This window comes from Streptomyces sp. NPDC003327 (assembly GCF_053589515.1).
The window spans coordinates 211,070-236,178 of the sequence record NZ_JBSFSA010000001.1; the positions used below are offsets into that span (position 1 = coordinate 211,070).

The window sequence follows — 25,109 nt, forward strand, 5'->3', positions numbered from 1 at the left end:
AACAGCGTGGACGAGATGGGCGGTGTGACCACCTGGACGCACCAGATGGCCCGCGCGTTCACCGACCGCGGCCACAAGGTCCACGTCATCGGCATCACGCCCGCCCCCGCGGGGCGGCAGCACGAGTTCCCGGACCCGCTGCCGTACGCCACCACCACGCTGTACGACGCGCACCCGCCGCAGGTGAAGCCGCTGCGCGGGCTCAAGGGCAAGCTCAACGCGGCGGAGCGGCGGCGCCACGCCGCCCGCGCCGCGGGCATGCGGGAGCGCGCCGACCGGATGACGGCGCTCTTCGCCGCCGCCCGGCCCGGCGCGATCGTGATCGTGACGCAGGTGTGGGCGATGGAGTGGGTCTCCCTCGCCGACACCAAGGGCCACGTGGTGATCGGCATGAGCCACGAGTCGTACGCGGCCAGCGCCGCGTCCTCCCGGCTCGCCCGCGTGAAGCGCTACTACAAGGACGTCGACCGGCTCCTCGTCCTCACTCCGGGCGACGCGGACCAGTGGATCCGCGCCGGCATGGACAACGTCGGCCACATGCCGAACGCGCTGCCGTTCATGCCCGACGCCCCGGCGCCGCGCAGCGAGAAGGTCGTCGTCTCCATCGGACGCCTCTCGCACGAGAAGGGCGTCGACATGCTGCTCGACAGCTGGGCCGAGATCGCCTCCCGTCACCCCGACTGGAAGCTGCGGATCTACGGTGCCGGTGACGAGGAGGAGGCGCTGCGGCTGCGCACCACCGAGCTGGGCCTCGACGGGTCCGTGGAGTGGATGGGCCGCACCAACGACGTGCTCGGGGCCCTGTCCGGCGCCTCGGTCTTCGCGCAGGCGTCCCGCGCCGAGGGCTTCCCCATCACCCTCCTGGAGGCGATGGCGGCGGGCGTGCCGTGTGCCGCGTTCGACTGCGCGCCGGGCGTGCGGGAGATCATCCGGGACGGCGAGGACGGGCTGCTCGCGCGGCTCGGCAACGCGATGGAGCTGGGCGGCCACATCAGCGCGCTGATCTCCGACAAGGAGCTGCGCGACCGGATGGGTGACGCGGCGTTCGAGAACGTGAAGCGGTACTCGGCCGACGAGATCACGGACCGCTGGGAGGCGCTGTTCGCCTTCCTGGAGCGCTGACGCTACCGCGAGGATCCGAGAGAGCGCGAAGACGGCGAAGACCGCGAAGGGGAAGGGCCGGGGAGTGTCGACTCCCCGGCCCTTCCCCTTCGTTTCCGTTCGAGGGTCAGACGATGGCGGCCCCGCGGCGCGCGACCCAGCCCTCCCAGGCCGAGCTGATCATGTCGCGGACGTCGTGGCGGGCCTTCCAGCCCAGCTCGGCGGCGATGCGGTCGGCGGAGGCGACGACCCGCGCGGGGTCACCGGCGCGGCGCGGGGTGACGAGCGGCTCGGTGGTGTGACCGGTGATCTCGTTGATCAGCGCGACCATCTCGGTGACGGAGACGCCCTCGCCGCGGCCGATGTTGACGGTCAGGTCGCGCGGCTCGCCCGCCTGGGCCCACTCCGCGAGCTTGCGCGCCGCCACGAGGTGGGCGTCGGCCAGGTCCTCGACGTGGATGTAGTCGCGGATGCAGGTGCCGTCCGGCGTGTCGTAGTCGTCGCCGAAGACGCGCGGGGACTCGCCGGCGTCGAGGCGCTCGAAGACCATCGGGACCAGGTTGAAGACGCCGGTGTCGGCGAGTTCGGGGGTCGCCGCGCCGGCCACGTTGAAGTAGCGCAGGCAGGCGGTGGAGATGCCGTGGGCGTGGCCGGCGGCGCGGACCAGCCACTCACCGGCGAGCTTGGTCTCGCCGTACGGGCTCAGCGGCGCGCACGGGGTCTCCTCGGTGACGAGGTCGACGTCCGGCATGCCGTAGACGGCGGCCGAGGAGGAGAAGAGGAAGTTGCGCACACCGGCGGCGGCGACGGCCTCCAGGAGGACCGTGAGACCGATGATGTTCTCGCGGTAGTAGTGCAGCGGCAGCTCGACGGACTCGCCGACCTGCTTCTTCGCGGCGAGGTGGACGACACCGGTCACGCCGTGCTCGGCGATCGTCTTGTCCAGGACCTCACGGTCGAGCGTCGAACCGACCACCAGCGGCACGCCCTCCGGCACCCGCGACTCGTAGCCCGTGGACAGGTCGTCGAGGACGACGACCCGCTCGCCCGCCTGCGTCATGGCGCGGACCACGTGCGAGCCGATGTACCCGGCGCCTCCGGTGATCAGAAAAGTCATAGCGCCCCAAACCCTTTCACTGAGAACTGCGGGAGAGCCGACGGAGCCGGGCCCTGACCGCCCGGAGACCGTCCCGGGCTCCCGGTGCGATCCGTACCGCCAGCGAGCCGTTGGCCGTGACGTACTGCTGCACCAGGAGTACACCGTACCGGCTGCTCGGGAGGACCGAGCGCCGCTGCGAACCGTCCGGGAGCCGCAGCGCGGTGGTGAAGGACTCGCCGTTCGCGCACGTCACGGTGATCCCGACGTCCCACAGCTGGGTGCCCCGACGACCACTCCTGCGGGCGGTCCTGGCGAGCGCGGTGAGCGGGAACGGGACCCGGCCGGTCCAGCCGCCCTCGGGGCCCTGCGCGCCCTGCGCGCCGTCTGCGGGGGCGAGTGCGGTCCGTTCGGTGCGGGCGGGTTCGGCGGCGCCGCGGGGGGTGAAGGCCAGTTCGGCGGTACGGGGCAGGGCCTCGGCCAGGCGCCCGTACAGGTCCCGGACGGTGAAGGTCAGCTCGCCGCTCCCGGTCGCGCGCAGGGAACCGTCCACGATCAGCGGCAGCTCGTCCAGGGGCAGGCGGTCCATGCCGTCGAGCTCGGCCTCCGGCAGGTCCTCGGCCCAGACGGCGGCGGCCGGGGTGCCCGCGTAGGGGGGCAGGAGCCGGGCCGGGTTCGCGGTCAGCCGGGAGAGCCGGGCCAGGTCGCGCGGCTCCTTCGCGGCGCGCAGGAACCGGGCGGCCCAGCGGGCCGGGGTGACGGCGGCGGCGATCTCCGCCTCCTCGAAACCGGCCAGGTGGTCCCGGGTGAGCGCCCACCAGTCGGCGCGGTGGGCGGCGTCCCGCTGCCGCAGGTCCCGCGCGTACATGCGCAGGTCGTGTTCGAGGAACTTGGTGCGGCAGGCAGCGGCCAGCTCGGGCCGGCCGGCCTCGGCGAAGGTCTCCACGGCGGCGCGGTGGGCGTCGACGCGGGAGCGCCAGTTGGCGACGCCGTCGCGGTCCAGGGAGATCGACAGCCGTGCGGCGGCCCGCCGCACGTGCCAGACGTACACGGTGTCGGGGATCACCGCGACGCGGGGCGCGGCGGCGTACACGCGGGCGGTGAAGAGGAAGTCCTCGTAGACGAAGCGGCCGTCGGGGAAGCGGATGCCGTGCTCGTCGAGGAACGCGCGGGCGTAGACCTTGTTGACGCAGAGGGTGTCGTGGAGCAGCGGCCGCAGCTCGTCCACGGTCTCCAGGACGGCGGGCTCGCGGTAGAGGGCCGGCTGCCAGCGCACGTCCCGGCCCTCGGGGAGCTCCCGCCGGACGCAGACGCCGACGGCGACGGGGGTGCGGTGCCGCTCGGCGGCGGCGACGAGCGCCTCGGCGGCGCCGGCCGGGAGGACGTCGTCGCTGTCGAGGAACATGACGTACGGGGCGGTGGCGGCCCGGATGCCGTCGTTGCGGGGGGTGCCGCAGCCCCCGCTGTTCTCGGCGCGGCGCAGGACCCGCACCTTGGGGTGCCGCGCGGCCAGCTCGTCGAGCACGCGCACGGTCCCGTCCCCAGAACAGTCGTCGACCACCACGACCTCGGCCACGACGGGCCCCTGGTCGAGCGCGGACCTGATCGCCTGGCCGACGAGCGCCTCGTCGTTGTAGGCGATGACGACGACACTCAACTTGTCCGCGGTCCGGGACGGGAAAGCGCTACTCACACCAGGATCCTACGGGAGCCCCCCACCACCCCCGTGGGGGGCGACGGGGGGCTCGGTCCGGCCCGGCGCGCGGCCGGGATCCGGCTGCGCCGGACTCCGTCCGCCGACCGGAGGACGAGGCCCGGCGCGCGGCCGGACCCGCCTAGAACGGATCGAACTCGTTGAACTCCCGGTCCGACTCGTCACGCTCCGCCTGACGGTCGCGGCGACGCTGCGCCGCCGGCCGCGGGGCCTCCATGCGGTGGTCCTCGCCGCGGCGGCCGAGCATTTCGGCGCCGGCGGTCATCGAGGGCTCCCAGTCGAAGACGACCGCGTTCTCCTCGCTGCCGATGGCGACGCCGTCGCCCGCGCGGGCGCCCGCCTTCATCAGTTCGTCCTCGACGCCGAGGCGGTTGAGGCGGTCGGCCAGGTAGCCCACGGCCTCGTCGTTGTTGAAGTCGGTCTGGCGGACCCAGCGCTCCGGCTTCTCGCCGCGCACGCGGTACACGTCCTCCTGCTCGTCGTACGTGACGGTGAAGCCCGCGTCGTCGACGGCCTTCGGGCGGATGACGATCCGGGTCGCCTCCTCCTTCGGCTTGGCCGCGCGGGCCTCGGCGACGATGCCGGCGAGGGCGAAGGACAGCTCCTTCAGACCCGTACGGGCCACGGCGGAGACCTCGAACACCTGGTAGCCGCGCTCCTCCAGGTCCGGGCGGATCATGTCCGCGAGGTCCTGGCCGTCCGGGATGTCGATCTTGTTGAGGACGACGATCCGGGGCCGGTCCTCCAGGCCGCCGTACTGCTTCAGCTCCTCCTCGATGACGTCGAGGTCGGAGACCGGGTCGCGCTCGGACTCCAGCGTCGCCGTGTCCAGGACGTGGACGAGGACGGAGCAGCGCTCCACGTGGCGGAGGAACTCCAGGCCCAGGCCCCGGCCCTGGCTCGCGCCCGGGATCAGGCCCGGCACGTCGGCGATCGTATAGACGGTCGAACCGGCGGTGACGACGCCCAGGTTGGGGACGAGGGTGGTGAAGGGGTAGTCGGCGATCTTCGGCTTCGCGGCGGAGAGCACGGAGATGAGCGAGGACTTGCCGGCGCTCGGGTAGCCGACGAGCGCCACGTCGGCGACGGTCTTCAGCTCCAGGACGACGTCCTGGAGGTCACCGGGCTCACCGAGCAGCGCGAAGCCGGGGGCCTTGCGGCGCGCCGAGGAGAGCGCCGCGTTGCCGAGGCCGCCCCGGCCGCCCTGCGCCGCGACGTACGTCGTGCCGTGGCCGACGAGGTCCGCGAGGACGTTGCCCTGCTTGTCGAGGACGACGGTGCCGTCGGGCACGGTCAGGACCAGGTCCTGGCCGTCCTTGCCCGCGCGGTTGCCGCCCTCGCCGGGCTTGCCGTTGGTGGCCTTGCGGTGCGGCGAGTGGTGGTACTCGAGCAGCGTGGTGACGGACTGGTCGACGACCAGGATCACGTCGCCGCCACGGCCGCCGTTGCCGCCGTCGGGGCCGCCGAGCGGCTTGAACTTCTCGCGATGGACGGAGGCGCAGCCGTGGCCTCCGTTACCCGCGGCGACATGCAGCTCGACGCGGTCCACGAAGGTGGTCATGGTTCTGTGCCTCCAGAAGTGCCGTACGTACAGAAATGTCTATCTAGTAACACGCGAAAGGCGGACCCTCTTCCCTTACGGGAAGTGAGGTCCGCCTCCGCAAAGATCCGATCAGGCGACCGGAACGATGTTCACGACCTTGCGGCCACGGTGGGTGCCGAACTGCACCGAACCGGCCTGCAGGGCGAACAGCGTGTCGTCGCCGCCACGGCCGACGCCCGCGCCCGGGTGGAAGTGGGTGCCACGCTGGCGGACCAGGATCTCACCCGCGTTGACGACCTGACCGCCGAAGCGCTTCACGCCGAGCCGCTGGGCGTTGGAGTCGCGACCGTTCCGGGTGGACGATGCGCCCTTCTTGTGTGCCATTGCTCAGTCCCTCTTTACTTCGCGGCCGTCGGGATCGCGGTGACCTTGATCGCCGTGTACTGCTGACGGTGACCCTGGCGACGGCGGTAGCCGGTCTTGTTCTTGTAGCGCAGGATGTCGATCTTGGCGCCCTTGTGGTGGTCCACGACCTCGGCCGTGACCTTGATGCCGGCCAGGACCCACGGGTCGCTGGTCACGGCCTCGCCGTCGACAACGAGCAGGGTCGAGAGCTCGACCGTGTCGCCAACCTTGGCAGTGGAAATCTTGTCAACCTCAACGATGTCGCCGACAGCAACCTTGTGCTGGCGACCACCGCTGCGCACGATGGCGTACACGCGGATCTCTCTCTCACTCGCAATGGAACCTCTGACGCCAGCCGCCCGCACGGGCCGAGGGCCCGCGACGGTCCGGATTCGGACGAGCGGCCTCTCCCGCCAGGCGGGAGGGAGGTGCTCAGAGGCGCGGCGCGTCATCCGACACGCCGACGGTCTAGGTTACGGGCGGCTGCCGCAGAGGGTCAAATTCGCCCGGGCGGGTGCGGGCCGCCCCACGAGGGGGCGGCCCGCACCACCGGATCAGTCCTGGGCCGGAGCCGTGGTCTTCTCCGCCGCCTTCTTGGCGGTCGTCTTCTTGGCGGTGGTCTTCTTCGCCGCCGTCTTCTTGGTGGCGGCCTTCTTGGCCGTGGCCTTCTTCGCCGGCGCCTTGCGGGCCGTCTTCTTGGCCGGGGCCGGGGCGGCCTCGGCCTCCTCGACGGCCTCCGGCTCGACCGCCCCGGTCACCTCGGCCGTCTCGACCGGGGCCGCCGTGGCGACCACGACGACGGCGGCCTCCTCGGCGCCCGAGGGCGAACCGGCCGGCGCGGTGGCCTTGCGGACCACCCGGCGGCGTGCCCGGGGCGCGACGGCCACGGGGGCCTCCTCGACGGCGGGCTCGGCGGCGGCGACCGGCTCCGGCTCGACGACGGCTGCCTCGGCCGGGGTCTCGGTCTCGACGACCGGGGCCGGCGCGGGGGTGACCGTCTCGGCCTCCACCGCAGGGGTCGACGCGACCGGCGAGGTCACCCGACGGGTGGCCCGGCGACGACCGCGGGGCGCGGGCGCGGCTGCCTCCTCGACGACCGGCTGCTCGACGACCGGGGCCGGCGCGGACACCGGCTCCGGCTCCCGCTCCGGCTCGACGGCGACGGCCTCGGCCGGGGTCTCGACGACCGGCGCCGGGGCGACCGGGGTCGAGGCGACCGGCGCGGTCACCCGGCGGGTGGCACGGCGACGGCCGCGGCCGCGCGTGGCGGCCGCCTCGGCCTCGGCGACGGAGCCGTACAGCTCCTCGTCCGGGGCGATCGGCTCGGGCAGGGCCACCGGGGCGGCCAGCTCGGCCGCGACCTCGGCCTCGGTCTCGACCTGGTCCTCGGCCTCCGCAGCGGCGTCGGACTCCACGGCCTCCACGGCCTCGTGGTGCTCGGCGTGCTCGTGGACGTGCTCGGCGCCGCCGCGGCCGCGCTTCTTCGAGCGCTTGCCGCCGCCACCGCCACCGGAGGTGGTGGGCTGCTCCATGTGCACGATGACGCCGCGGCCGTTGCAGTGGACGCAGGTCTCGGAGAAGGACTCCAGGAGGCCCTGGCCGACCCGCTTGCGGGTCATCTGCACCAGGCCGAGCGAGGTGACCTCGGCCACCTGGTGCTTGGTCCGGTCCCGGCCCAGGCACTCCAGGAGGCGGCGCAGCACCAGGTCGCGGTTGGACTCCAGGACCATGTCGATGAAGTCGATGACGACGATGCCGCCGAGGTCGCGCAGCCGCAGCTGGCGCACGATCTCCTCGGCCGCCTCCAGGTTGTTCCTGGTGACGGTCTCCTCGAGGTTGCCGCCCTGGCCGGTGAACTTGCCGGTGTTGACGTCGACGACGATCATCGCCTCGGTCTTGTCGATCACCAGCGAGCCGCCGGAGGGCAGCCAGACCTTGCGGTCGAGCGCCTTCATGAGCTGCTCGTCGATCCGGTACGTGGCGAAGACGTCGACCTCGCTGGTCCACTTCGACAGCCGGTCGACCAGGTCGGGCGCGACGTGGCCGACGTACCCGTGGATGGTCTCCCACGCGTCGTCGCCGCTGACGATGACCTTGGAGAAGTCCTCGTTGAAGATGTCGCGGACGACCCGGACGGTCATGTCCGGCTCGCCGTAGAGCAGCGTCGGGGCGTTGCCGCTCTTCGCCTTCTTCTGGATGTCCTCCCACTGCGCCTGCAGTCGCTCGACGTCGCGGCGCAGCTCGTCCTCGCTCGCGCCCTCGGCGGCGGTGCGCACGATGACGCCGGCGTCCTCGGGGACGATCTTCTTGAGGATGGTCTTCAGGCGGGCGCGCTCGGTGTCCGGGAGCTTGCGGCTGATGCCGGTCATCGAGCCCTCGGGGACGTACACGAGGTAGCGGCCCGGCAGGGAGACCTGGCTGGTGAGGCGGGCGCCCTTGTGGCCGATCGGGTCCTTCGTCACCTGGACGAGGACGGACTGGCCGGACTTGAGGGCGGTCTCGATGCGGCGCGGCCCGTTGGCCATGCCGAGCGCCTCGAAGTTGACCTCACCGGCGTACAGGACGGCGTTGCGGCCCTTGCCGATGTCGACGAAGGCGGCCTCCATCGACGGCAGCACGTTCTGGACCTTGCCCAGGTAGACGTTGCCGACGTACGAGGTGGCCTGCTCCTTGTTGACGTAGTGCTCGACGAGCACGTTGTCTTCCAGGACGCCGATCTGGGTGCGCTCGCCGTTCTGGCGGACGACCATCACGCGCTCGACGGCCTCGCGGCGGGCGAGGAACTCGGCCTCGGTGATGATCGGCACGCGGCGGCGGCCCTGCTCGCGGCCCTCGCGACGGCGCTGCTTCTTGGCCTCCAGGCGGGTCGAGCCCTTGATGGACTGGACCTCGTCGGACGGCTCGGCCTTCTCGCGGGCCGGGCGCGGCTCGCGGACCTTGACGACCGTACGGACTCCGTCGTCGTCGGCGCCCTCCGTCTCCACGGAGGCGTCACCGCTGCGGCGGCGCCGGCGCCGGCGCCGGCGCGAGCTGCTGGAGCCGCCCCCGAACGCCTCTGCGTCGTCGTGCTCCTCGCCGTCCTCGGCCTCCTCGGCCTCCTCGGCGTGGAGCTCGTCGCCCTCCTCGGCCTCCTCGGCCTCGGCGAGCTCGCCGCGGCGACGGCGGCGGCCCCCGCGGCGGCGACGGCGGGACGGGCGGTCCTCGTACTCGTCGTTCTCGTCGGCCTCGACCTCGGCCTCCGCCTCCTCGGCCTCGTCGGCGACGGTCTCGACCTCGGGCTCGTCGGCGACGGTGGCCGGGACGGGCTCGACGGCGACGGGCTCGCCGCGGCGACGGCGACGACGGCGGGAGCCGGTCTCGGCGGGAGCCTCGACGGGCGTCTCGACGACGGCCTCGGCCTCCTCGGCCTCGACCTCCTCGTCGAGCTCCTCCGCGTCCTGCTCCGCGGCCTCGGCTGCGGCGATGGCGGCCGCGGTCTCCGGGGTCTGGAACATGGGCTCGGTGAAGACCGGCGCCTGGAAGACGGCGACGGCGGGGCGCGCGGCGCGGCGGGGGCGGGAGGTCTCCTCGGCCCCGCCCGGCTCGGCGGTGAACTGCGGGGAGGTGGCGCGGCGGCGGCCGCGGCCACGGGTGGCTGCGGTCTCGGCGGCGGTGACCTGGTCCTCGTCGGCGGCGATCTGCGCGACGGTGTCCTGCGGCAGGGACTCACCGGTGGCGGCGGTCTCGGCGGGGGCGGTGGACGTCACCGGAGCGGTCGCCTTGCGGGTCGCGCGACGGCGGGTGCGCGGCGCGGGAGCCTCGGCGGCCTCGGGAGCATCCTCCGTCACCGGAGCGGCCTCGACGGCCGGAGCGGCGTCCACGACCGGCTCGTCCACCGGAGCGGTCGACGTCACCGGAGCCGTCGCCTTGCGGGTCGCACGGCGACGGGTACGCGGCGCGGGAGCCTCGGCGGCCTCGGGAGCATCCTCCGTCACCGGAGCGGCCTCGGCGACCGGCTCCTCCACCGGAGCGGTCGACGTCACCGGAGCCGTCGCCTTGCGCGTCGCACGACGGCGGGTACGCGGCGCGGGAGCCTCGGCGGCCTCCTCCACGGCGGGAACGGCCTCCACGACGGGAGCGGCCTCCACGGCCTCGGCGACCGGCTCCTCCACCGGAGCGGTCGACGTCACCGGAGCCGTCGCCTTGCGCGTCGCACGGCGACGGGTACGCGGCGCGGGGGCCTCGGCGGCCTCCTCCACGGCGGGAACGGCCTCGACAGCCGGTGCGGCCGCGGGGACGGGGGTGTCGGTGGCCTCGGCGGCCCCGCCGGTCACCGGCGGGCCTGCGGGGCGGGAAGCGGCGCGGCGCCTGCGGCGCGGCGGCAGCTTGTCACCGGGGGCGTTGTTGTCGTTGTTCTCTTCGAGCATGCGGGCGGTTCTCCCGTCACGCTCCCGGGCGCCGCGCCTTGGTCCGGTCCGGCTGCACGATCGCGCCAGTGGCGCGGTGCCGCCGTCCGGGGCGCGGGCGCCGCACGGGAGCTGTATGTCTGGCTCGCCGGTTCCGCACGCCCGATGCGTGCGGCCTGGCGAAAGTCTCCTGGTCAGTGCGCTGCCCGACCCAGGTGGCTCCCGAGTACGAGGGCTGCGCTACGACGACTGCTCCCTACGCGGTACCCGCACCCGGCGCCGTCGCTGAGGCGGTCGCGGCGGCCGTGGGTGAAGCGGCCGTGACTGCCTCGCGGTCGGGCGCGAGCGGGTCGGTCACCGTGCCGGACTCCTCGTCGAAGAGCCCCTGCGCCAGCCTGGTCACCGCTGCGGGGACCGGCGGCGCCAGGTCGGCCACAGCTCGGAGACCGGACAGGACGTCGTCGGGTCGCACGGCAGGTGTCACGTGCCGAACAACCAGCCGCAGTATCGCACAGGCATTGTCCAGCGGCCTATCACCCTCGGGATCGGCCTGTGGACGCGCTGCGACGAGTTCGGCGACGGCGGAGCGGGCGTCGAAGGTGCGGATGCCGTTCTTGGTCTTCCGCTGCACCTCCACGGTCTCGGCCGCGTTGAAGGCCGCGACGGCCTTCTCGGCGTCCTCGACGGTGACGCCGTCGAGCCGCAGCTCCCACACGGAGGCGGTGAGCCGGTCGGCGAGGCCGGAGGTCCGGGCCTCGACGGCGTCGGTGATGTCGAGGCCGTCCGGGAGGGACTCGTCGAGCAGGACCCTCAGGGTCTCCGGGTCACGCGCCTCGGTGAGGGCGATCTCCAGGTACTCGGCCTCGGAGCCCGTACCCGTGGGGGCGGCGTTGGCGTACGACACCTTGGGGTGCGGGGTGAAGCCGGCCGAGTACGCCATGGGTACGTCGGCGCGGCGCAGGGCGCGCTCGAAGGCGCGCTGGAAGTCACGGTGGCTGGTGAACCGGAGGCGGCCGCGCTTGGTGTAGCGCAGTCGGATGCGCTGCACCGCCGGTGCGGGCGGCGGGCCTTCGGGCTGTCGCTTGCCCAGTGGTTCTTCTCCTCGGTGCGGGGCGGGCGCGGGGGGCGCTCCGCCCGGAAGCTCGGGACGGTCTCCGGGGGTCCCGCCCGGATCACCCCCGCGTCTGCGGGGAGATCTCGGGGGCGGGCGCCGCGCCGGTGACGTTCGTTGTACTACCCAGAGTACGCGCCCGGGCCACCTCCGGTTCCCCGGGACCGGCCACGCGGGTTCCGCCGACCAGGGCACGCCAGGCGTCCTCGCGGGCCTGGCGGGCGGTCGCGCGGGCGGCCGCGAGCGCCTCCCGGGCGGCCCGTCCGGCCTCGACGGAGGCGCGGCGCGCCGGGGCCCAGACGGTGTCGCGCACCCAGTGCCCTGCGGGCCGGGTGACGTGCCGGTGGAACCAGCCGACGGGGCGTCCGATCAGGTGCACCGCGAGCCACTTGAGGGCGCGGCCGACGGCCCGGGAGACGAAACCGGCGACCCGCCAGCCGATGACGAGCGCGTCGTGGAGCTCCCGGCCGAGCGGCGCGAGGACGTGCCGCCAGAGCCACCCGACCGGCCGCACGAGCCCGTACCGTCCGAGCGGCACGAGCACGTACCGCCACAGCCCCGCCCAGGGCCACACGAACAGCCCCTTCACCAGCCACTCCCCCGCCACCGCGAGCACCCGCCCGAGCTCCCGGAAGAACCGGCGCAGGCCACGGCCCGACGGGACCAGCACGTACCGGTCCAGCCAGCGCGCCGGGGCCACCACCCCGTACCGGAACAGCGGGACGAGCACGTACCGGAAGAGCGCGGCGAGCGGGACGAGGAGCAGGTGCTCGACGAGGAGGACGAAGGCGGTGGCGAGCGGGGTGAGGACCCAGTGGTGGAGCAGGCGGGCGGGGGCCGCGATCCCGTACCGTCCGAGCGGGACGAGCACGTACCGCCACAGTCCTACCCACGGCCACACGAACAGGGCCCTGGCCAGCCACTCCCCCGCGACGGCGAGCGCGCGGCCCACGGGGCGCAGGACCGTCCGGTCGAGCACGCGGGCGGCGGTGGCGAGGGCGTCCCACGCCAGGCGGACGGGGACGACGAGCACGATCACCACGATCCGGACCGGGACCCGGACGAAGGCCGTCAGACAGCCCTCGGGCGCGGGGCGGGGCGGCGGCGGCTTCTCGATGCTCATGCCGGAGATGACGCGACGGCCCGCCCCGGGGTTCACCCGGGGCGGGCCGTCGTCGGAGCGTTACGGGACTACGGAACTACTTGACCACGGTCAGCGGCAGCAGCTTCTTGCCCGTCGGGCCGATCTGGATGTGGGTGTCCATCTGCGGGCAGACGCCGCAGTCGAAGCACGGGGTCCAGCGGCAGTCCTCGACCTCGGTCTCGTCGAGGGCGTCCTGCCAGTCCTCCCAGAGCCAGTCCTTGTCGAGACCGGAGTCCAGGTGGTCCCAGGGCAGGACCTCCTCGTAGGTGCGCTCGCGGGTGGTGTACCAGGCGACGTCGACGCCGAACTCGGGCAGCGTCTTCTCGGCGCAGGCCATCCAGCGGTCGTACGAGAAGTACTCGCGCCAGCCGTCGAAGCGGCCGCCGTCCTCGTAGACCGCGCGGATGACGGCGCCGATGCGGCGGTCGCCGCGCGAGAGCAGGCCCTCGACGATGCCGGGCTTGCCGTCGTGGTAGCGGAAGCCGATGGAGCGGCCGTACTTCTTGTCACCGCGGATCTTGTCGCGGAGCTTCGCCAGGCGCTCGTCGGTCTCCTCGGCGGAGAGCTGCGGGGCCCACTGGAAGGGGGTGTGCGGCTTGGGGACGAAGCCGCCGATGGAGACGGTGCAGCGGATGTCGTTCTGGCCGGAGACCTTGCGGCCCTCGGCGATCACGTTCATCGCCATGTCGGCGATCTGGAGGACGTCCTCGTCGGTCTCCGTCGGCAGGCCGCACATGAAGTACAGCTTCACCTGGCGCCAGCCGTTGCCGTACGCGGTGGAGACGGTCCGGATCAGGTCCTCCTCCGAGACCATCTTGTTGATGACCTTGCGCATGCGCTCGGAGCCGCCCTCGGGGGCGAAGGTGAGGCCGGAGCGGCGGCCGTTGCGCGTGAGCTCGTTCGCGAGGTCGACGTTGAAGGCGTCCACGCGGGTCGAGGGCAGCGAGAGGCCGATCTTGTCTTCCTCGTACCGGTCGGCGAGGCCCTTGGCGATGTCGCCGATCTCGGAGTGGTCCGCGGAGGACAGCGAGAGCAGGCCGACCTCCTCGAAGCCGGTGGCCTTGAGGCCCTTCTCCACCATCTCGCCGATGCCGGTGATGCTTCGCTCCCGCACGGGGCGCGTGATCATGCCGGCCTGGCAGAAGCGGCAGCCGCGGGTGCAGCCGCGGAAGATCTCGACGGACATCCGCTCATGGACGGTCTCGGCGAGCGGGACGAGGGGCTGCTTGGGGTACGGCCACTCGTCGAGGTCCATGACGGTGTGCTTGGAGACGCGCCACGGCACGCCGGACCGGTTGGGCACGACGCGGCCGATGCGGCCGTCGGGCAGGTACTCGACGTCGTAGAACGCCGGGATGTAGACCGCGCCGGTCTTGGCGAGGCGGAGGAGGACCTCCTCGCGGCCGCCGGGGCGGCCCTCCGCCTTCCACCCACGGATGATCTCGGTCATGTCGAGGACGGCCTGCTCGCCGTCGCCGATGATGGCCGCGTCGATGAAGTCCGCGATCGGCTCGGGGTTGAAGGCCGCGTGGCCGCCGGCGAGCACGATGGGGTGGTCGACCGTCCGGTCCTTCGACTCCAGCGGGATGCCCGCCAGGTCGAGCGCGGTGAGCATGTTGGTGTAGCCCAGCTCGGTGGAGAAGCTCAGGCCGAAGACGTCGAACGCGCCGACGGGGCGGTGGCTGTCCACGGTGAACTGGGGCACCTTGTGCTCGCGCATCAGCTCTTCGAGGTCCGGCCACACGCTGTAGGTGCGCTCGGCGAGGACGCCCTCGCGCTCGTTGAGCACCTCGTAGAGGATCATGACGCCCTGGTTGGGCAGACCGACCTCGTACGCGTCCGGGTACATCAGCGCCCAGCGGACGTCGGCGGACTCCCACGGCTTGACCGTGGAGTTCAGCTCTCCACCGACGTACTGAATCGGCTTCTGCACGTGCGGGAGCAGAGCTTCGAGCTGCGGGAAGACAGACTCGGCAGCAGACATCTCGAACCTTCGTGAGCTGGCAGGGGGGCGACTCTCAAGCGTACCCCGGTGCTCAGTGGGTCAGAGCCGCGTCGAGTTCCCCGGCTGAGGCCCGGGCCCAGACCCCCGGCAGCTCCCGCTGCGCCGCCGCGGCCGCCGCCTCCTCGTGGCCGTATAGAAGTCCCCAGGTGAAGGCCGATTCACCGACGCCGTGGGCCTGCAGTCCGAGCTCGCGCAGGGCGCTGCGGGCGACGACGGCGTCCTGGTGTTCGCCGAGGAGGGACTGGACGGCCTTCACCCGCTTCGCCAGCCGTTCGGCGGGCTTCCCGAGGGTGGGGCGGGCCGCGTCGGCGGCGTACCGCGCGCGTTTGGCGGCCTTGCGGGCCTCGTGGAGGGCGAGGTCGCGCTGCTCGCCGGGGGCGAGGGCGAGGGCGCGCTCGATCCGGGCGCCGAGCCGGTCGTGGTCCTTGCGCACGGCGCGGGCGAGGACCCGCGCGGCGTCGCGGCCCGCGGCCTTGCGGAGGGCGGGGGCGGCGACGTAGGCGTCGAGCCGGGCGAGGAGGTGGAGGTAGCGGTCGGAGTCGAGCGCGGCGAGGGCGCGCTCCCGGGCGTTCCGGCCGCGGGCTGCGTCCCTGCGGCGCAGCCGGGCCCTGACCGGGCCGAGGACGAGGGTGTCGGGCAGCTCGTCGACGCGGGCGCGCAGCCGCTCGTCGAGGACCTCCTGGTCGCGGGCGACGCCGAGTTCCCCGGCGAGCCACTTCAGCTCCTCGCCGAGCGGGTCGGTGGCGGTGCGGTCGAGGACGCGCCGGTAGCTCTTGAAGGCGCTGCGCAGGCGGCGGCAGGCGACGCGGAGCTGGTGGAGGGCGTCGGGCAGGTCGCGGCGTACGGCGGGGTCGTGGGCGACGATCGCGTCGACCTGTTCGCGTACGTAGGCGAGGACGGCGGCGCCCGCGGTGCCGTCCTCGGGGCCGGCGTCCTCGCGGCGGGCGCCCTTGGCCCGCCGGGGTCCGGCCGGCTCGGCTCCGGTCTCGGCGAGGGCCCTGGCCAGCTTGGAGGAGGACGTGGAGGGCCGGATGCCGGCCTTCCCGAGGCGCTTCTCGACGGCGTCGAGGAGGGCCGGGTCGGCGTCGTCGGCGAGCTCGACCTCGATCTCGGTCCAGGCGGCCTCGCCCGTGCCGGTGAGGCGCTCGGCGTGCACGGTGTCGACGGAGAGCTCGGCGAGGAGGCCGCCGTCGCCGTCGAGGAGGTGCCGGACGTCGCGGGAGGAGCGGAGCCGTACGACGGGGACGACGTCGTCGTCGCGGACGCGGGAGCGCAGGAGCCCCGCGAGGGACCGCGGGAGCGTGTCCGAGAGCGGGGCTCTGACCTCGTCGCGGATTCCGGAGGCGACTGGGAACTTCAGGTGCCAGCCGGCGTCCGCGCCGCCGGTGCGGCGGCGCAGGGTGAGGGCGTCCGCGGCGAGCCGCAGGCCCGGGGTGTCGTAGTAGACGGCGTCGAGTTCGCTGACGCCCTCGTCGGTGACCGTGGCCACTCCGGGGACGCGGGTGAGGTCCGGCAGCCGCGTCTCCCCGGTGGCTTCGTACTTCCGCTCGATCTCGCGTTTCGTCTCCGCCATGCCTCGAATCTAGCGGCCTTCAGGCCGTTATGGGCCGTTGGACCCGGATCGACTGGAGGAGTCCGATCGCCACCCACACGGCGAACATCGAGGAACCGCCGTACGAGACGAACGGCAGCGGCAGGCCGGCCACGGGCATGATGCCGAGGGTCATGCCGATGTTCTCGAAGGACTGGAAGGCGAACCAGGCGATGATGCCGGCGGCGACGACCGTGCCGTACAGCTCGGTCGTCTCGCGGGCGATCCGGCAGGCGCGCCAGAGGACGACGCCGAGCAGGACGAGGATGAGCCCGGCGCCGACGAAGCCGAGCTCCTCGCCCGCCACCGTGAAGACGAAGTCGGTCTGCTGTTCGGGGACGAACTGGCCGGTGGTCTGCGAGCCCTTGAAGAGTCCGGCGCCGAGGAGGCCGCCGGAGCCGATCGCGATGCGGGCCTGGTTGGTGTTGTAGCCGACGCCCGCCGGGTCGAGTTCGGGGTTGGCGAAGGCCGCGAAGCGGTTGATCTGGTACTCGTCGAGCATGCCGAGCGCGGTGACGAGGACCGCGCCGGTGACGCCCGCGCCGATGAGGCCGAGGACCCAGCGGTTGGAGGCGCCGGAGGCGAGGAGGACGCCGAGCACGATGACGGCCATCACCATGACGGAGCCGAGGTCGGGCATCAGCATGACGATGCCCATCGGCAGGGCGGCGAGCACCAGGGCCTTGGCGACGGTCCGGTGGTCGGGGTGGAGCTGGTCGCCGGCGTCGACCTTGGCGGCGAGCAGCATCGCCATGACCAGGATGATCGTGATCTTGACGAACTCGCTGGGCTGGAGCGAGAAGCCGCCGCCGATGACGATCCACGCGTGGGCGCCGTTGATGGTGGCGCCGAGCGGGGTGAGGACGGCGAGGATCAGGAGGACCGACACGCCGTAGAGGATCGGTACGGCTCCGCGCAGGGTGCGGTGGCCGAGCCAGATCGTGCCGATCATCAGGGCGAGGCCGATGCCGGTGTTGAGGACGTGCCGGAAGAGGAAGTAGTACGGGTCGCCGTTGTTCAGCTCGGTGCGGTTGCGGGTGGCGGACCACACGAGCAGCGCGCCGACGAGGGAGAGCGCGAGCGCCGAGAGGAGCATCGGCCAGTCGAGGCGGCGCAGCACCGAGTCGCGGGCGGTGAGCCGGGCGAGGGCGCCGCGCTCGGGTGCGTACCGGGAGACGGAGAAGCCGTGGGGTGCGGTCATGGGCTCAGTCCCTCTGCCAGGCGGCGGGCGGTCCGGCGAGTTCCTGGTCGTCGTCCGGCTGAGGGGGCTTGGTGCCGTCCTTCGGCGCGTTCGGGTCCACCTTCTGGGCCTCGGGGTCGTACGGGCCGATCTTCGGGGCGTCGATGGAGCCGTCGGCCTCGATCTTCGGCAGGGTCTTCTGCGGCTGCGGGAGCAGGGCGCGCTTCAGGTCCTGGTTGCCGGCGTCGTCGAGTCCGTAGAGCGCGTCGTAGATGTTGCGCACGGCGGGGCCGGAGGCGCCCGAGCCCGTACCACCCTGGGAGATCGTCATGACGATCGAGTAGTCCTTGGTGTACGTGGCGAACCAGGAGGTCGTCTGCTTGCCGTAGACCTCGGCGGTGCCGGTCTTGGCGTGCATCGGGATCTTGTCCTGCGGCCAGCCGCCGAAGCGCCAGGCGGCGGTGCCGCGCGTGGCGACTCCCGCGAGGGCTTCCTCTATCAACGCCTGGGTCTTGGCGTCCATGGGGAGCCTGCCGTGGGACTTGGGCCTGATCTCGGTGATCTTCTTGCCGTCGGGGCTGACGATCGCCTTGCCCACGGTGGGGTTCCACAGGGTGCCGCCGTTGGCGATGGCGGCGTAGATGGTGGCCATCTGGATGGGGGTGACGAGGGTGTCGCCCTGGCCGATGGAGTAGTTGACGGAGTCACCGGCGCGCATGAGGTTGCCTTCGAGGCAGTTCTCGTAGGAGAGCTGCTGGACGTAGGTGCCGCCGCGCTTGCCGACCTTGCACCAGTACTCCTTGTTGTCCTCCCAGAAGGTCTGCTTCCACTTCCGGTCGGGGACGCGGCCCGTGACCTCGTTGGGGAGGTCGATGCCGGTCTCGGCGCCGAGGCCGAACTGACGGGCCGTCTTGTAGAACCAGTCCTTGGCGTCCTTCTTCGGCCGCAGACCGCCGTCCTTCTGCCACTGCTGGTGGGAGAGGGCGTAGTAGACGGTGTCGCAGGAGACTTCGAGCGCCTGGCCGAGGGTGATGCTGCCGTGGCCCTGGGACTCGAAGTTCTTGAAGACCTGGTTGCCGATGGAGTACGAGGAGGGGCACGGGTAGCGGCCGTTGAAGTCGTACCCGGCGTTGACGGCGGCGGCGGTGGGGATGACCTTGAAGATGGAGCCGGGCGCGGCCTGGCCCTGGATGGCCCGGTTGAGGAGCGGGAAGTTGGAGTTCTTGCCGGTCAGGGCCGCGTAGTCCTTGGCGGCGATGCCGCCGACCCAGGCGTTGGGGTCGTAGTCGGGCAGCGAGGCCATGGCGACGATCCGGCCGGTCTTCGTCTCCATCACGACGACGGCGCCGGCGTCCGCCTTGTAGTTCTCGTTGGTGTTGCGGTCGTGGACCTTGCGGGCCTCGACCATCGCGTTGTGCAGCTCCCACTCGGCGACCGCCTGGACGCGGGCGTCGATGGAGGTGACCACGTTGGAGCCGGGGACGGCGGGGTCGTTCTTGGCCTGGCCGATGACGCGGCCGAGGTTGTCGACCTCGTAGCGGGTGACGCCGGCCTTGCCGCGCAGCTGCTTGTCGTAGGTGCGCTCCAGGCCGGAGCGGCCGACCTGGTCGGAGCGGAGGAACGGCGAGTCGGTGTCCTTGGCCTTCTCGATCTCCTCGTCGGTGACGGGCGAGAGGTAGCCGAGGACCTGCGAGGTGCGGGCCTTGCCGGGGGCCGGGTAGCGGCGGACGGCGGTCGGTTCGGCGGTGATGCCGGGGAAGTCCTCGGCGCGCTCGCGGATCTGGAGGGCCTGCTGGGTGGTGGCCTCGTCGGTGACGGGAATCGGCTGGTAGGGCGAGCCGTTCCAGCAGGGCTTGGGCGTCTGGGAGTCGCAGAGCCGGATCTTGTTGATGACGTCCTGGGGCTTCATGTCGAGGACGGCGGCGAGCCGGGTGAGGACGGCCTTGCCGTCGTCCTTCATCTTCATGAGCTCGGTGCGGGACGCGGAGACGACGAGCCGGGTCTCGTTGTCGGCGAGCGGGACGCCGCGGGCGTCCAGGATGGAGCCGCGGACGGCGGGCTGGACGACCTGCTGGACGTGGTTGTTCTTCGCCTCGTCCGTGTACTCCTTGCCGTTGCGGATCTGGAGGTACCAGAGGCGGCCGCCCAGGGTGAGCAGCAGCGAGAAGACGAGGACCTGGATGACGACGAGCCGGATCTGGACCCGGGGGGTCCGTCCGGTCTCGGGGATGTTGCTCATGCTGCGCGTTCCCCCTCGGTCACAGTCGCTTGACTCCCTTGATGCGTCCGGCGCGTGAGGCGCGGCTCCGTGCGGCCTTCACGCGCAGGCCGCCGCGCTGGGTGCCGATCCTGAGGCCGGTGCCGGACGAGAGCCAGCCGGAGGAGACGTCGGCGCCGCTGCCGGCGGTGGCGTCGGCGACCGGGTCGTTCTCGGCCCGGCGGGCCAGGGCCATGATGAGCGGCACCGTGAACGGCGCGAGGAGCAGGTCGTAGAGGGCCGCGGTGAACAGCAGGAAACCGAGGCCGACATGGCGGGCGGCGGTGTCGCCGACGAGGGCGCCGACGCCCGCGTACAGGAGGGTGGAGCCGACGGCGGCCGCGACGACGACGGCCATCGGGCCGGTGGCGGAGGTGAGCCGGCCGTTCTCGGGCCGGGCGAGGCCGACGAGGTAGCCGATGACGCAGAGCACGAGGGCGTAGCGTCCGGCGGCGTGGTCGGCGGGCGGCGCGAGGTCGGCGAGCAGGCCGGCGCTGAAGCCGATGAGGGAGCCGCTGACGGGCCCGTACACGAGGGCGAGTCCGACGACCGTGAGGAGGACGAGGTCGGGGACGGCTCCGGGGAGCTGGAGGCGGGCGAGGACGGAGACCTGGACGACGAGGGCGACCACGATCAGGGTCGCGGAGAGGAGGATGCGGTTGAACTTCACGGTGTCGCGTCCCCCTCGTCCTGCGCCTGCTGATTCTGGTTCTGGCCCTGGTTCTGGTTGCCGTCCTGCTGCTGCGCGTCGGCGGGCTTCTGGCCGTCGGCGGGCTTCTGGCCGTCCGCGGGCGGCGGCGGGGTGACCGTGACGGTGACGGTCGGGGCCGGCTTGGGCTTCTGCGGCAGGACCATGTCGCGCGGGTCCGAGCGCGGGGCCTGGACGACGACGCCGACGATGTCGAGCTTGGTGAAGCCGACGTACGGGCGGACGTAGACGTTGCGGGTGAGGCCGCCGCCCGCGGGGTCGACGCGGACGACCTCGCCGACCGGCACGCCGGGCACGAAGGGCTTGTCCGCGCGCGAGCCGAAGGTGACAAGGCGGTCGCCGGGCTTCACCTTGGCCTTGCCGTTGAGGAGCTGCACGAGGAGCGGCCGGTCGCCCTGCCCGGTGGCGAAGCCCAGTTCGTCGGTCTTCTCCATCCGGGTGCCGACGGTGAAGTCGGGGTCGTTGGCGAGCAGGACCGTGGAGGTCGACGGGCCGACGGTGGTGACGCGGCCGACGAGCCCGGCGCCGTTGAGGACGGTCATGTCCCGCTTGATGCCGTCGCGGGCGCCGACGTCGATGGTGACGGTCCAGGAGAAGCCCTGGGCCGCTCCTATGGCGATGACCTGGGCGCCCTTGATGCCGTACTGCCCGGCTCCGGCGGTCTTCAGGATCGTGTCGAGCTCGCGCAGCCTGCTGCGGTTGCGGTCGTCGCTGCCGAGCGCCGCCTTGAGTTCGGCGTTCTCCTTCTCCAGGGCGGCGATCCGGTTGTGGCGCTCGCCGGAGTCGCGAACGGCGCCTATGGCGTTGCCGATCGGATCGACGGCCGCCGCGACGCCGTTCTCGACCGGTCCGAAGACCGCGGCGGCGGCCTGCCGGGCGCCGTCCACCGGCGACTCCTGGCCGCCGCGGATGTCCACCGTGATCAGTGCGAACGCGATGGCGATCAGCAGCACCAGGAGCAGCCGGCTCTCTCGTGTGTCCCTCACGTGCGGCGGCCGTGCCCTTTCCTCGTGGTTCGTCGTGCAGGTTTCTGCGGGCGGTGCGGGTGTGGTGCGTACGGTCCGGGGTCCTGCGGGGTGGTGCGGTGGCCTAGCGGCGCGGCTGGGCGTCCAGGACCTGCTGGAGGGCCTCGAACTCCTCGACGCACTTGCCGGAGCCGAGGGCCACCGAGTCCAGCGGGTCCTCGGCGATGTGGATCGGCATGCCGGTCTCGCGGCGCAGTCGCTCGTCGAGGCCGCGCAGCAGGGCGCCGCCACCCGTGAGAACGATGCCGCGGTCCATCACGTCACCGCTGAGCTCCGGCGGGCACTTGTCGAGCGTCGTCTTGACGGCGTCGACGATCGCGTTGACCGGCTCCTCGATGGCCTTGCGGACCTCGGCGGCCGAGATGACCACGGTCTTGGGGAGACCGGAGACGAGGTCGCGGCCGCGGATCTCGGTGTGCTCGTCCTTGTCGAGGTCGTACGCGGAGCCGATGGTGATCTTGATCTGTTCGGCGGTCCGCTCACCGAGGAGGAGCGAGTACTCCTTCTTGATGTGCTGGATGATCGCGTTGTCCAGCTCGTCGCCGGCGACCCGGATCGACTGTGCCGTGACGATTCCTCCGAGGGAGATCACGGCGACCTCGGTGGTGCCGCCACCGATGTCGACGACCATGTTGCCGGTGGCCTCGTGGACGGGGAGGCCCGAGCCGATGGCGGCCGCCATGGGCTCCTCGATGATGTGCACCTGTCGGGCACCGGCCTGCGTCGACGCCTCGATGACGGCGCGGCGCTCCACTCCGGTGATGCCGGAGGGGACGCAGACGACGACGCGGGGGCGGGCCAGGTAGCGGCGCTTGTGGATCTTGAGGATGAAGTAGCGGAGCATCCGCTCGGTGATCTCGAAGTCGGCGATGACGCCGTCCTTCAGCGGGCGCACGGCGACGATGTTGCCGGGGGTCCGCCCGATCATCTTCTTCGCCTCGGCACCGACCGCCAGGATGCCGCCGGTGTTGGTGTTGATCGCGACGACGGACGGCTCGTTCAGAACGATGCCTCGACCCCTGACGTACACCAGCGTGTTGGCGGTCCCGAGGTCGACAGCCATGTCACGGCCGATGAACGACATTGAGTTCCCCTTGTTTCCCATGGCTGAGGGTGGTGCGGCGTGGAGTTTTCCATCGTAGTGCCGCTCACGCGGATACCGCGCGGTGGTCCACCTCTGTATAGGTGACGGTAGGACGCGGCGATCCGTTCCCGGGATGGGCGTTCATATGCCTGGGGGCGACCGAAATTCCTTCGGTCGCCCCACAACTGGCTGCTGTTCGGCTGACGCCGGGTCAGCTCGGCATCCGGATCAGAGGCCGGGGAAGAAGATCTTCAGCTCGCGCGCGGCGGACTCCTCGGAGTCGGACGCGTGGATGAGGTTCTCCCGGACGATGGTGCCGTAGTCGCCGCGGATGGAGCCCGGGGCGGCGGCGATCGGGTCGGTCGGGCCGGCCAGCTGGCGGACGCCCTCGATGACCCGCTCGCCCTCGACGACGAGCGCGACGACCGGGCCGGACGCCATGAAGCCCATCAGCGGCTCGTAGAAGGGCTTGCCCTTGTGCTCGCCGTAGTGCTGCTCCAGCGTGTCCTGGTCGAGCTCGCGCAGCTCCAGGGCCGCGATGGTCCAGCCCGCCTTGCGCTCGATGCGGCCGATGATCTCGCCGATCAGGCCACGGCGGACGGCGTCGGGCTTGAGCAGGACGAGCGTGCGCTGGCTCACGGGGGAACTCCTTCGGAAAAGCGGTGTGTGCGGGTGTCCGAGGCTACAGGGCCCCTCCCCCTGTCGATTACGCAGCGTCAGGCCCTGCGGAGCCCTACGGGGCCGCCTGGGACTCGGCCCAGCGGGCCTTGATGTCGTCGATCTTCCGGCCGTAGTGCACCGAGGCCCACCACAGCGCGGCGAAGACCACGCCGAGGAAGAACATCGTCGGGACGAAGAAGCCGCTGAGGATCAGGCCGACCTGGAGCGCCCAGCCGAGCTGCACGCCACCGGGACGGGTGATCATCCCGCACAGCAGCACCGACACGGCCATCGCGATCCCGCAGACCGTCCACACCGTGGACATCTCCAGGCCGTCGTCCTTCATGGCGACGAGACCGGCGAAGCCGATCACGAAGAACTCGCCGATGAGCGTGGAGGAACAGAGCGTACGCATCGGGTTCAGCCCCTTCGCAGCAGCAGCCGGGCGTCGCCGACCGTGAAGATCGAGCCGGTCACGAGGACGCCGGCGCCGCCGAACTCGGCCTCCTCCTCCGCGAGCGTGATCGCCGCGTCGAGGGCGTCGGGCAGCCGCGGCTCGACCACGACACGGTCCTCGCCGAAGACCTCGACCGCGATCGCGGCGAGCGCGTCGACGTCCGTGGCCCGCGGGTTGGAGTTCGCCGTGATCACGACCTCCGCGAAGATCGGCTCGAAGGCCTCGAGGAGCCCGCGGGCGTCCTTGTCGGCGCTGGTCGAGACGACGCCGATCAGCCGGGAGAACCCGAAGGCCTCGCTGATGCCCTCGGCCGTGGCCCGCGCGCCGTGCGGGTTGTGCGCGGCGTCCAGGACGACGGTCGGCGAGGAGCGGACGACCTCCAGGCGGCCCGGCGAGGCGACCTGGGCGAAGGCCCGGCGGACGGTCTCGACGTCCAGGGTGCGGGCGTGCTGGGCGCCGATGCCGAAGAAGGCCTCGACCGCGGCGAGCGCCACCGCCGCGTTGTGCGCCTGGTGGGCGCCGTACAGCGGCAGGAAGACGCCGTCGTACTCGCCGCCGAGGCCGCGCAGCGTGAGGAGCTGGCCGCCGACCGCGATCTCGCGCGAGACGACGCCGAACTCCATGCCCTCGCGGGCCACGGTGGCGTCCGCGTCGACGGCCTTCTTCAGCAGGACCTGGGCCGCGTCGACCGGCTGCTGCGCCAGGATCACGGTCGCGCCCTGCTTGATGATCCCGGACTTCTCGCCGGCGATCTCGCCGGGCGTGCCGCCGAGCCGGTCGGTGTGGTCGAGGTCGATCGGGGTGACGACGGCGACGGACGCGTCGATGACGTTGGTCGCGTCCCAGGTGCCGCCCATGCCGACCTCGACGACGGCCGCGTCCACGGGGGCGTCCGCGAAGGCCGCGTACGCCATTCCGGTGAGGACCTCGAAGAAGGAGAGCCGGATCTCCTCGCGCGCGTCGACCATCTCCACGTACGGCTGGATGTCCCGGTACGTCTCGACGAACCGCTCGGCGGAGATCGGGGCGCCGTCCAGGCTGATGCGCTCGGTGATCGTCTGCACGTGGGGCGAGGTGTACCGGCCGGTGCGCAGTTCGAAGGCGCCGAGCAGCACCTCGATCATGCGGGCCGTCGACGTCTTGCCGTTGGTGCCGGTGATGTGGATCGAGGGGTACGCGCGCTGCGGCTCGCCCAGCACGTCCATCAGCGCCGCGATCCGCTTGACCGACGGCTCCAGCTTGGTCTCGCCCCAGCGGGTGGACAGCTCGGTCTCGACCTCGCGCAGGGCGCGGTCGAGCTCCGGGTCCTCGGGCCGGCCGGGCACGGGGTCGCCCTGCGGCGGGCCGGCCTGCGCGCGCAGGGTGCGGCTGCCGGCCTCGATCACCGCCAGGTCGGGGTCGCGGTCTGTCTCGGCGTCGACGATGTCGTCGAAGACATCGGACGGGTCGGACGGGTCGTCGGCGGCGTCGAACGGGTCGCGGGGCTCACTCACGGACCCCAGTCTACGGAGGGGGGCCGACACGGCCACGGACCCACCCCATTCGGGACAAGCGGGCAGCCCGCCGGCCGGGCACCACCGGCGACGCGGGCCCTCCGACGGAGCCCGGCCGGCCGCGCCCGCGCCCGGCGGGGCTCCGCCCC

Annotated in this window: 19 protein-coding genes; 1 reads left to right on the forward strand and 18 read right to left on the reverse strand. The window is 72.4% G+C overall.

What is annotated here, in order from left to right:
* The first annotated feature begins 15 nt into the window (after positions 1-15).
* Positions 16-1,122 carry a glycosyltransferase gene (locus ACWDVG_RS01015; RefSeq protein ID WP_451695102.1) on the forward strand — a complete coding sequence of 369 codons (1,107 nt, stop codon included), beginning with the start codon at positions 16-18 and terminating at the stop codon, positions 1,120-1,122.
* A gap of 106 nt (positions 1,123-1,228) precedes the next feature.
* On the opposite strand, the gene galE is transcribed toward ACWDVG_RS01015, so the two are convergent.
* The 18 genes from galE to folC form a co-directional block, all read right to left on the reverse strand.
* Positions 1,229-2,218 (reverse strand): UDP-glucose 4-epimerase GalE, encoded by a 990-nt coding sequence (galE, locus tag ACWDVG_RS01020; RefSeq protein WP_451694878.1) that lies wholly within the window; start codon positions 2,216-2,218, stop codon positions 1,229-1,231.
* Between the two features lie 16 nt (positions 2,219-2,234).
* Positions 2,235-3,890 carry a glycosyltransferase family 2 protein gene (locus ACWDVG_RS01025; RefSeq protein ID WP_451694880.1) on the reverse strand — a complete coding sequence of 552 codons (1,656 nt, stop codon included), beginning with the start codon at positions 3,888-3,890 and terminating at the stop codon, positions 2,235-2,237.
* Positions 3,891-4,032: 142 nt separating this feature from the next.
* Positions 4,033-5,472 carry a GTPase ObgE gene (gene obgE, locus ACWDVG_RS01030; protein WP_451694883.1) on the reverse strand — a complete coding sequence of 480 codons (1,440 nt, stop codon included), beginning with the start codon at positions 5,470-5,472 and terminating at the stop codon, positions 4,033-4,035.
* Positions 5,473-5,583: 111 nt separating this feature from the next.
* Positions 5,584-5,838 carry a 50S ribosomal protein L27 gene (rpmA, locus tag ACWDVG_RS01035; RefSeq protein WP_010041940.1) on the reverse strand — a complete coding sequence of 85 codons (255 nt, stop codon included), beginning with the start codon at positions 5,836-5,838 and terminating at the stop codon, positions 5,584-5,586.
* Positions 5,839-5,852: 14 nt separating this feature from the next.
* Complete coding sequence (gene rplU, locus ACWDVG_RS01040; protein WP_338676644.1) at positions 5,853-6,173, reverse strand: 50S ribosomal protein L21; 321 nt, start codon at positions 6,171-6,173, stop codon at positions 5,853-5,855.
* Positions 6,174-6,413: 240 nt separating this feature from the next.
* Positions 6,414-10,265 carry an Rne/Rng family ribonuclease gene (locus ACWDVG_RS01045; protein ID WP_451694884.1) on the reverse strand — a complete coding sequence of 1,284 codons (3,852 nt, stop codon included), beginning with the start codon at positions 10,263-10,265 and terminating at the stop codon, positions 6,414-6,416.
* A gap of 235 nt (positions 10,266-10,500) precedes the next feature.
* The gene (locus ACWDVG_RS01050) at positions 10,501-11,292 is read right to left on the reverse strand and encodes a TIGR03936 family radical SAM-associated protein (protein ID WP_451694886.1); all 792 of its coding nucleotides are present in this window, start codon (positions 11,290-11,292) and stop codon (positions 10,501-10,503) included.
* 124 nt (positions 11,293-11,416) lie between these two features.
* Complete coding sequence (locus tag ACWDVG_RS01055) at positions 11,417-12,478, reverse strand: hypothetical protein (RefSeq protein WP_451694888.1); 1,062 nt, start codon at positions 12,476-12,478, stop codon at positions 11,417-11,419.
* Between the two features lie 76 nt (positions 12,479-12,554).
* Entirely contained in the window at positions 12,555-14,483 is a 1,929-nt protein-coding gene (locus ACWDVG_RS01060) for a TIGR03960 family B12-binding radical SAM protein (protein ID WP_451694889.1), read from the reverse strand.
* 52 nt (positions 14,484-14,535) lie between these two features.
* Positions 14,536-16,077, reverse strand: a complete 1,542-nt coding sequence (locus ACWDVG_RS01065; protein WP_451694891.1) for a CYTH and CHAD domain-containing protein — start codon at positions 16,075-16,077, stop codon at positions 14,536-14,538.
* Between the two features lie 19 nt (positions 16,078-16,096).
* Positions 16,097-17,296: a rod shape-determining protein RodA gene (rodA, locus tag ACWDVG_RS01070; RefSeq protein WP_451694893.1), complete on the reverse strand. Its 1,200-nt coding sequence runs from the start codon at positions 17,294-17,296 to the stop codon at positions 16,097-16,099.
* A 4-nt stretch (positions 17,297-17,300) separates the two neighbouring features.
* A complete protein-coding gene (mrdA, locus tag ACWDVG_RS01075) occupies positions 17,301-19,514 on the reverse strand; it encodes a penicillin-binding protein 2 (protein WP_451694895.1) in 2,214 nt (737 codons plus the stop codon).
* Between the two features lie 19 nt (positions 19,515-19,533).
* Entirely contained in the window at positions 19,534-20,202 is a 669-nt protein-coding gene (gene mreD, locus ACWDVG_RS01080; protein ID WP_451694897.1) for a rod shape-determining protein MreD, read from the reverse strand.
* Positions 20,199-21,227, reverse strand: a complete 1,029-nt coding sequence (gene mreC, locus ACWDVG_RS01085; RefSeq protein ID WP_451694899.1) for a rod shape-determining protein MreC — start codon at positions 21,225-21,227, stop codon at positions 20,199-20,201. Before mreC ends, mreD begins: the two co-directional genes overlap by 4 nt.
* 103 nt (positions 21,228-21,330) lie before the next feature.
* Positions 21,331-22,350, reverse strand: coding sequence for a rod shape-determining protein (locus tag ACWDVG_RS01090; RefSeq protein WP_017239313.1), 1,020 nt, complete (start codon positions 22,348-22,350; stop codon positions 21,331-21,333).
* Between the two features lie 228 nt (positions 22,351-22,578).
* Entirely contained in the window at positions 22,579-22,989 is a 411-nt protein-coding gene (gene ndk, locus ACWDVG_RS01095) for a nucleoside-diphosphate kinase (protein WP_451694901.1), read from the reverse strand.
* A 94-nt stretch (positions 22,990-23,083) separates the two neighbouring features.
* On the reverse strand, positions 23,084-23,425 hold the full coding sequence (locus ACWDVG_RS01100) for a DUF4233 domain-containing protein (RefSeq protein WP_451694903.1): 342 nt from the start codon (positions 23,423-23,425) through the stop codon (positions 23,084-23,086).
* A gap of 5 nt (positions 23,426-23,430) precedes the next feature.
* Positions 23,431-24,960 (reverse strand): bifunctional tetrahydrofolate synthase/dihydrofolate synthase, encoded by a 1,530-nt coding sequence (gene folC / locus ACWDVG_RS01105; RefSeq protein ID WP_451694905.1) that lies wholly within the window; start codon positions 24,958-24,960, stop codon positions 23,431-23,433.
* Positions 24,961-25,109 lie beyond the last annotated feature (149 nt).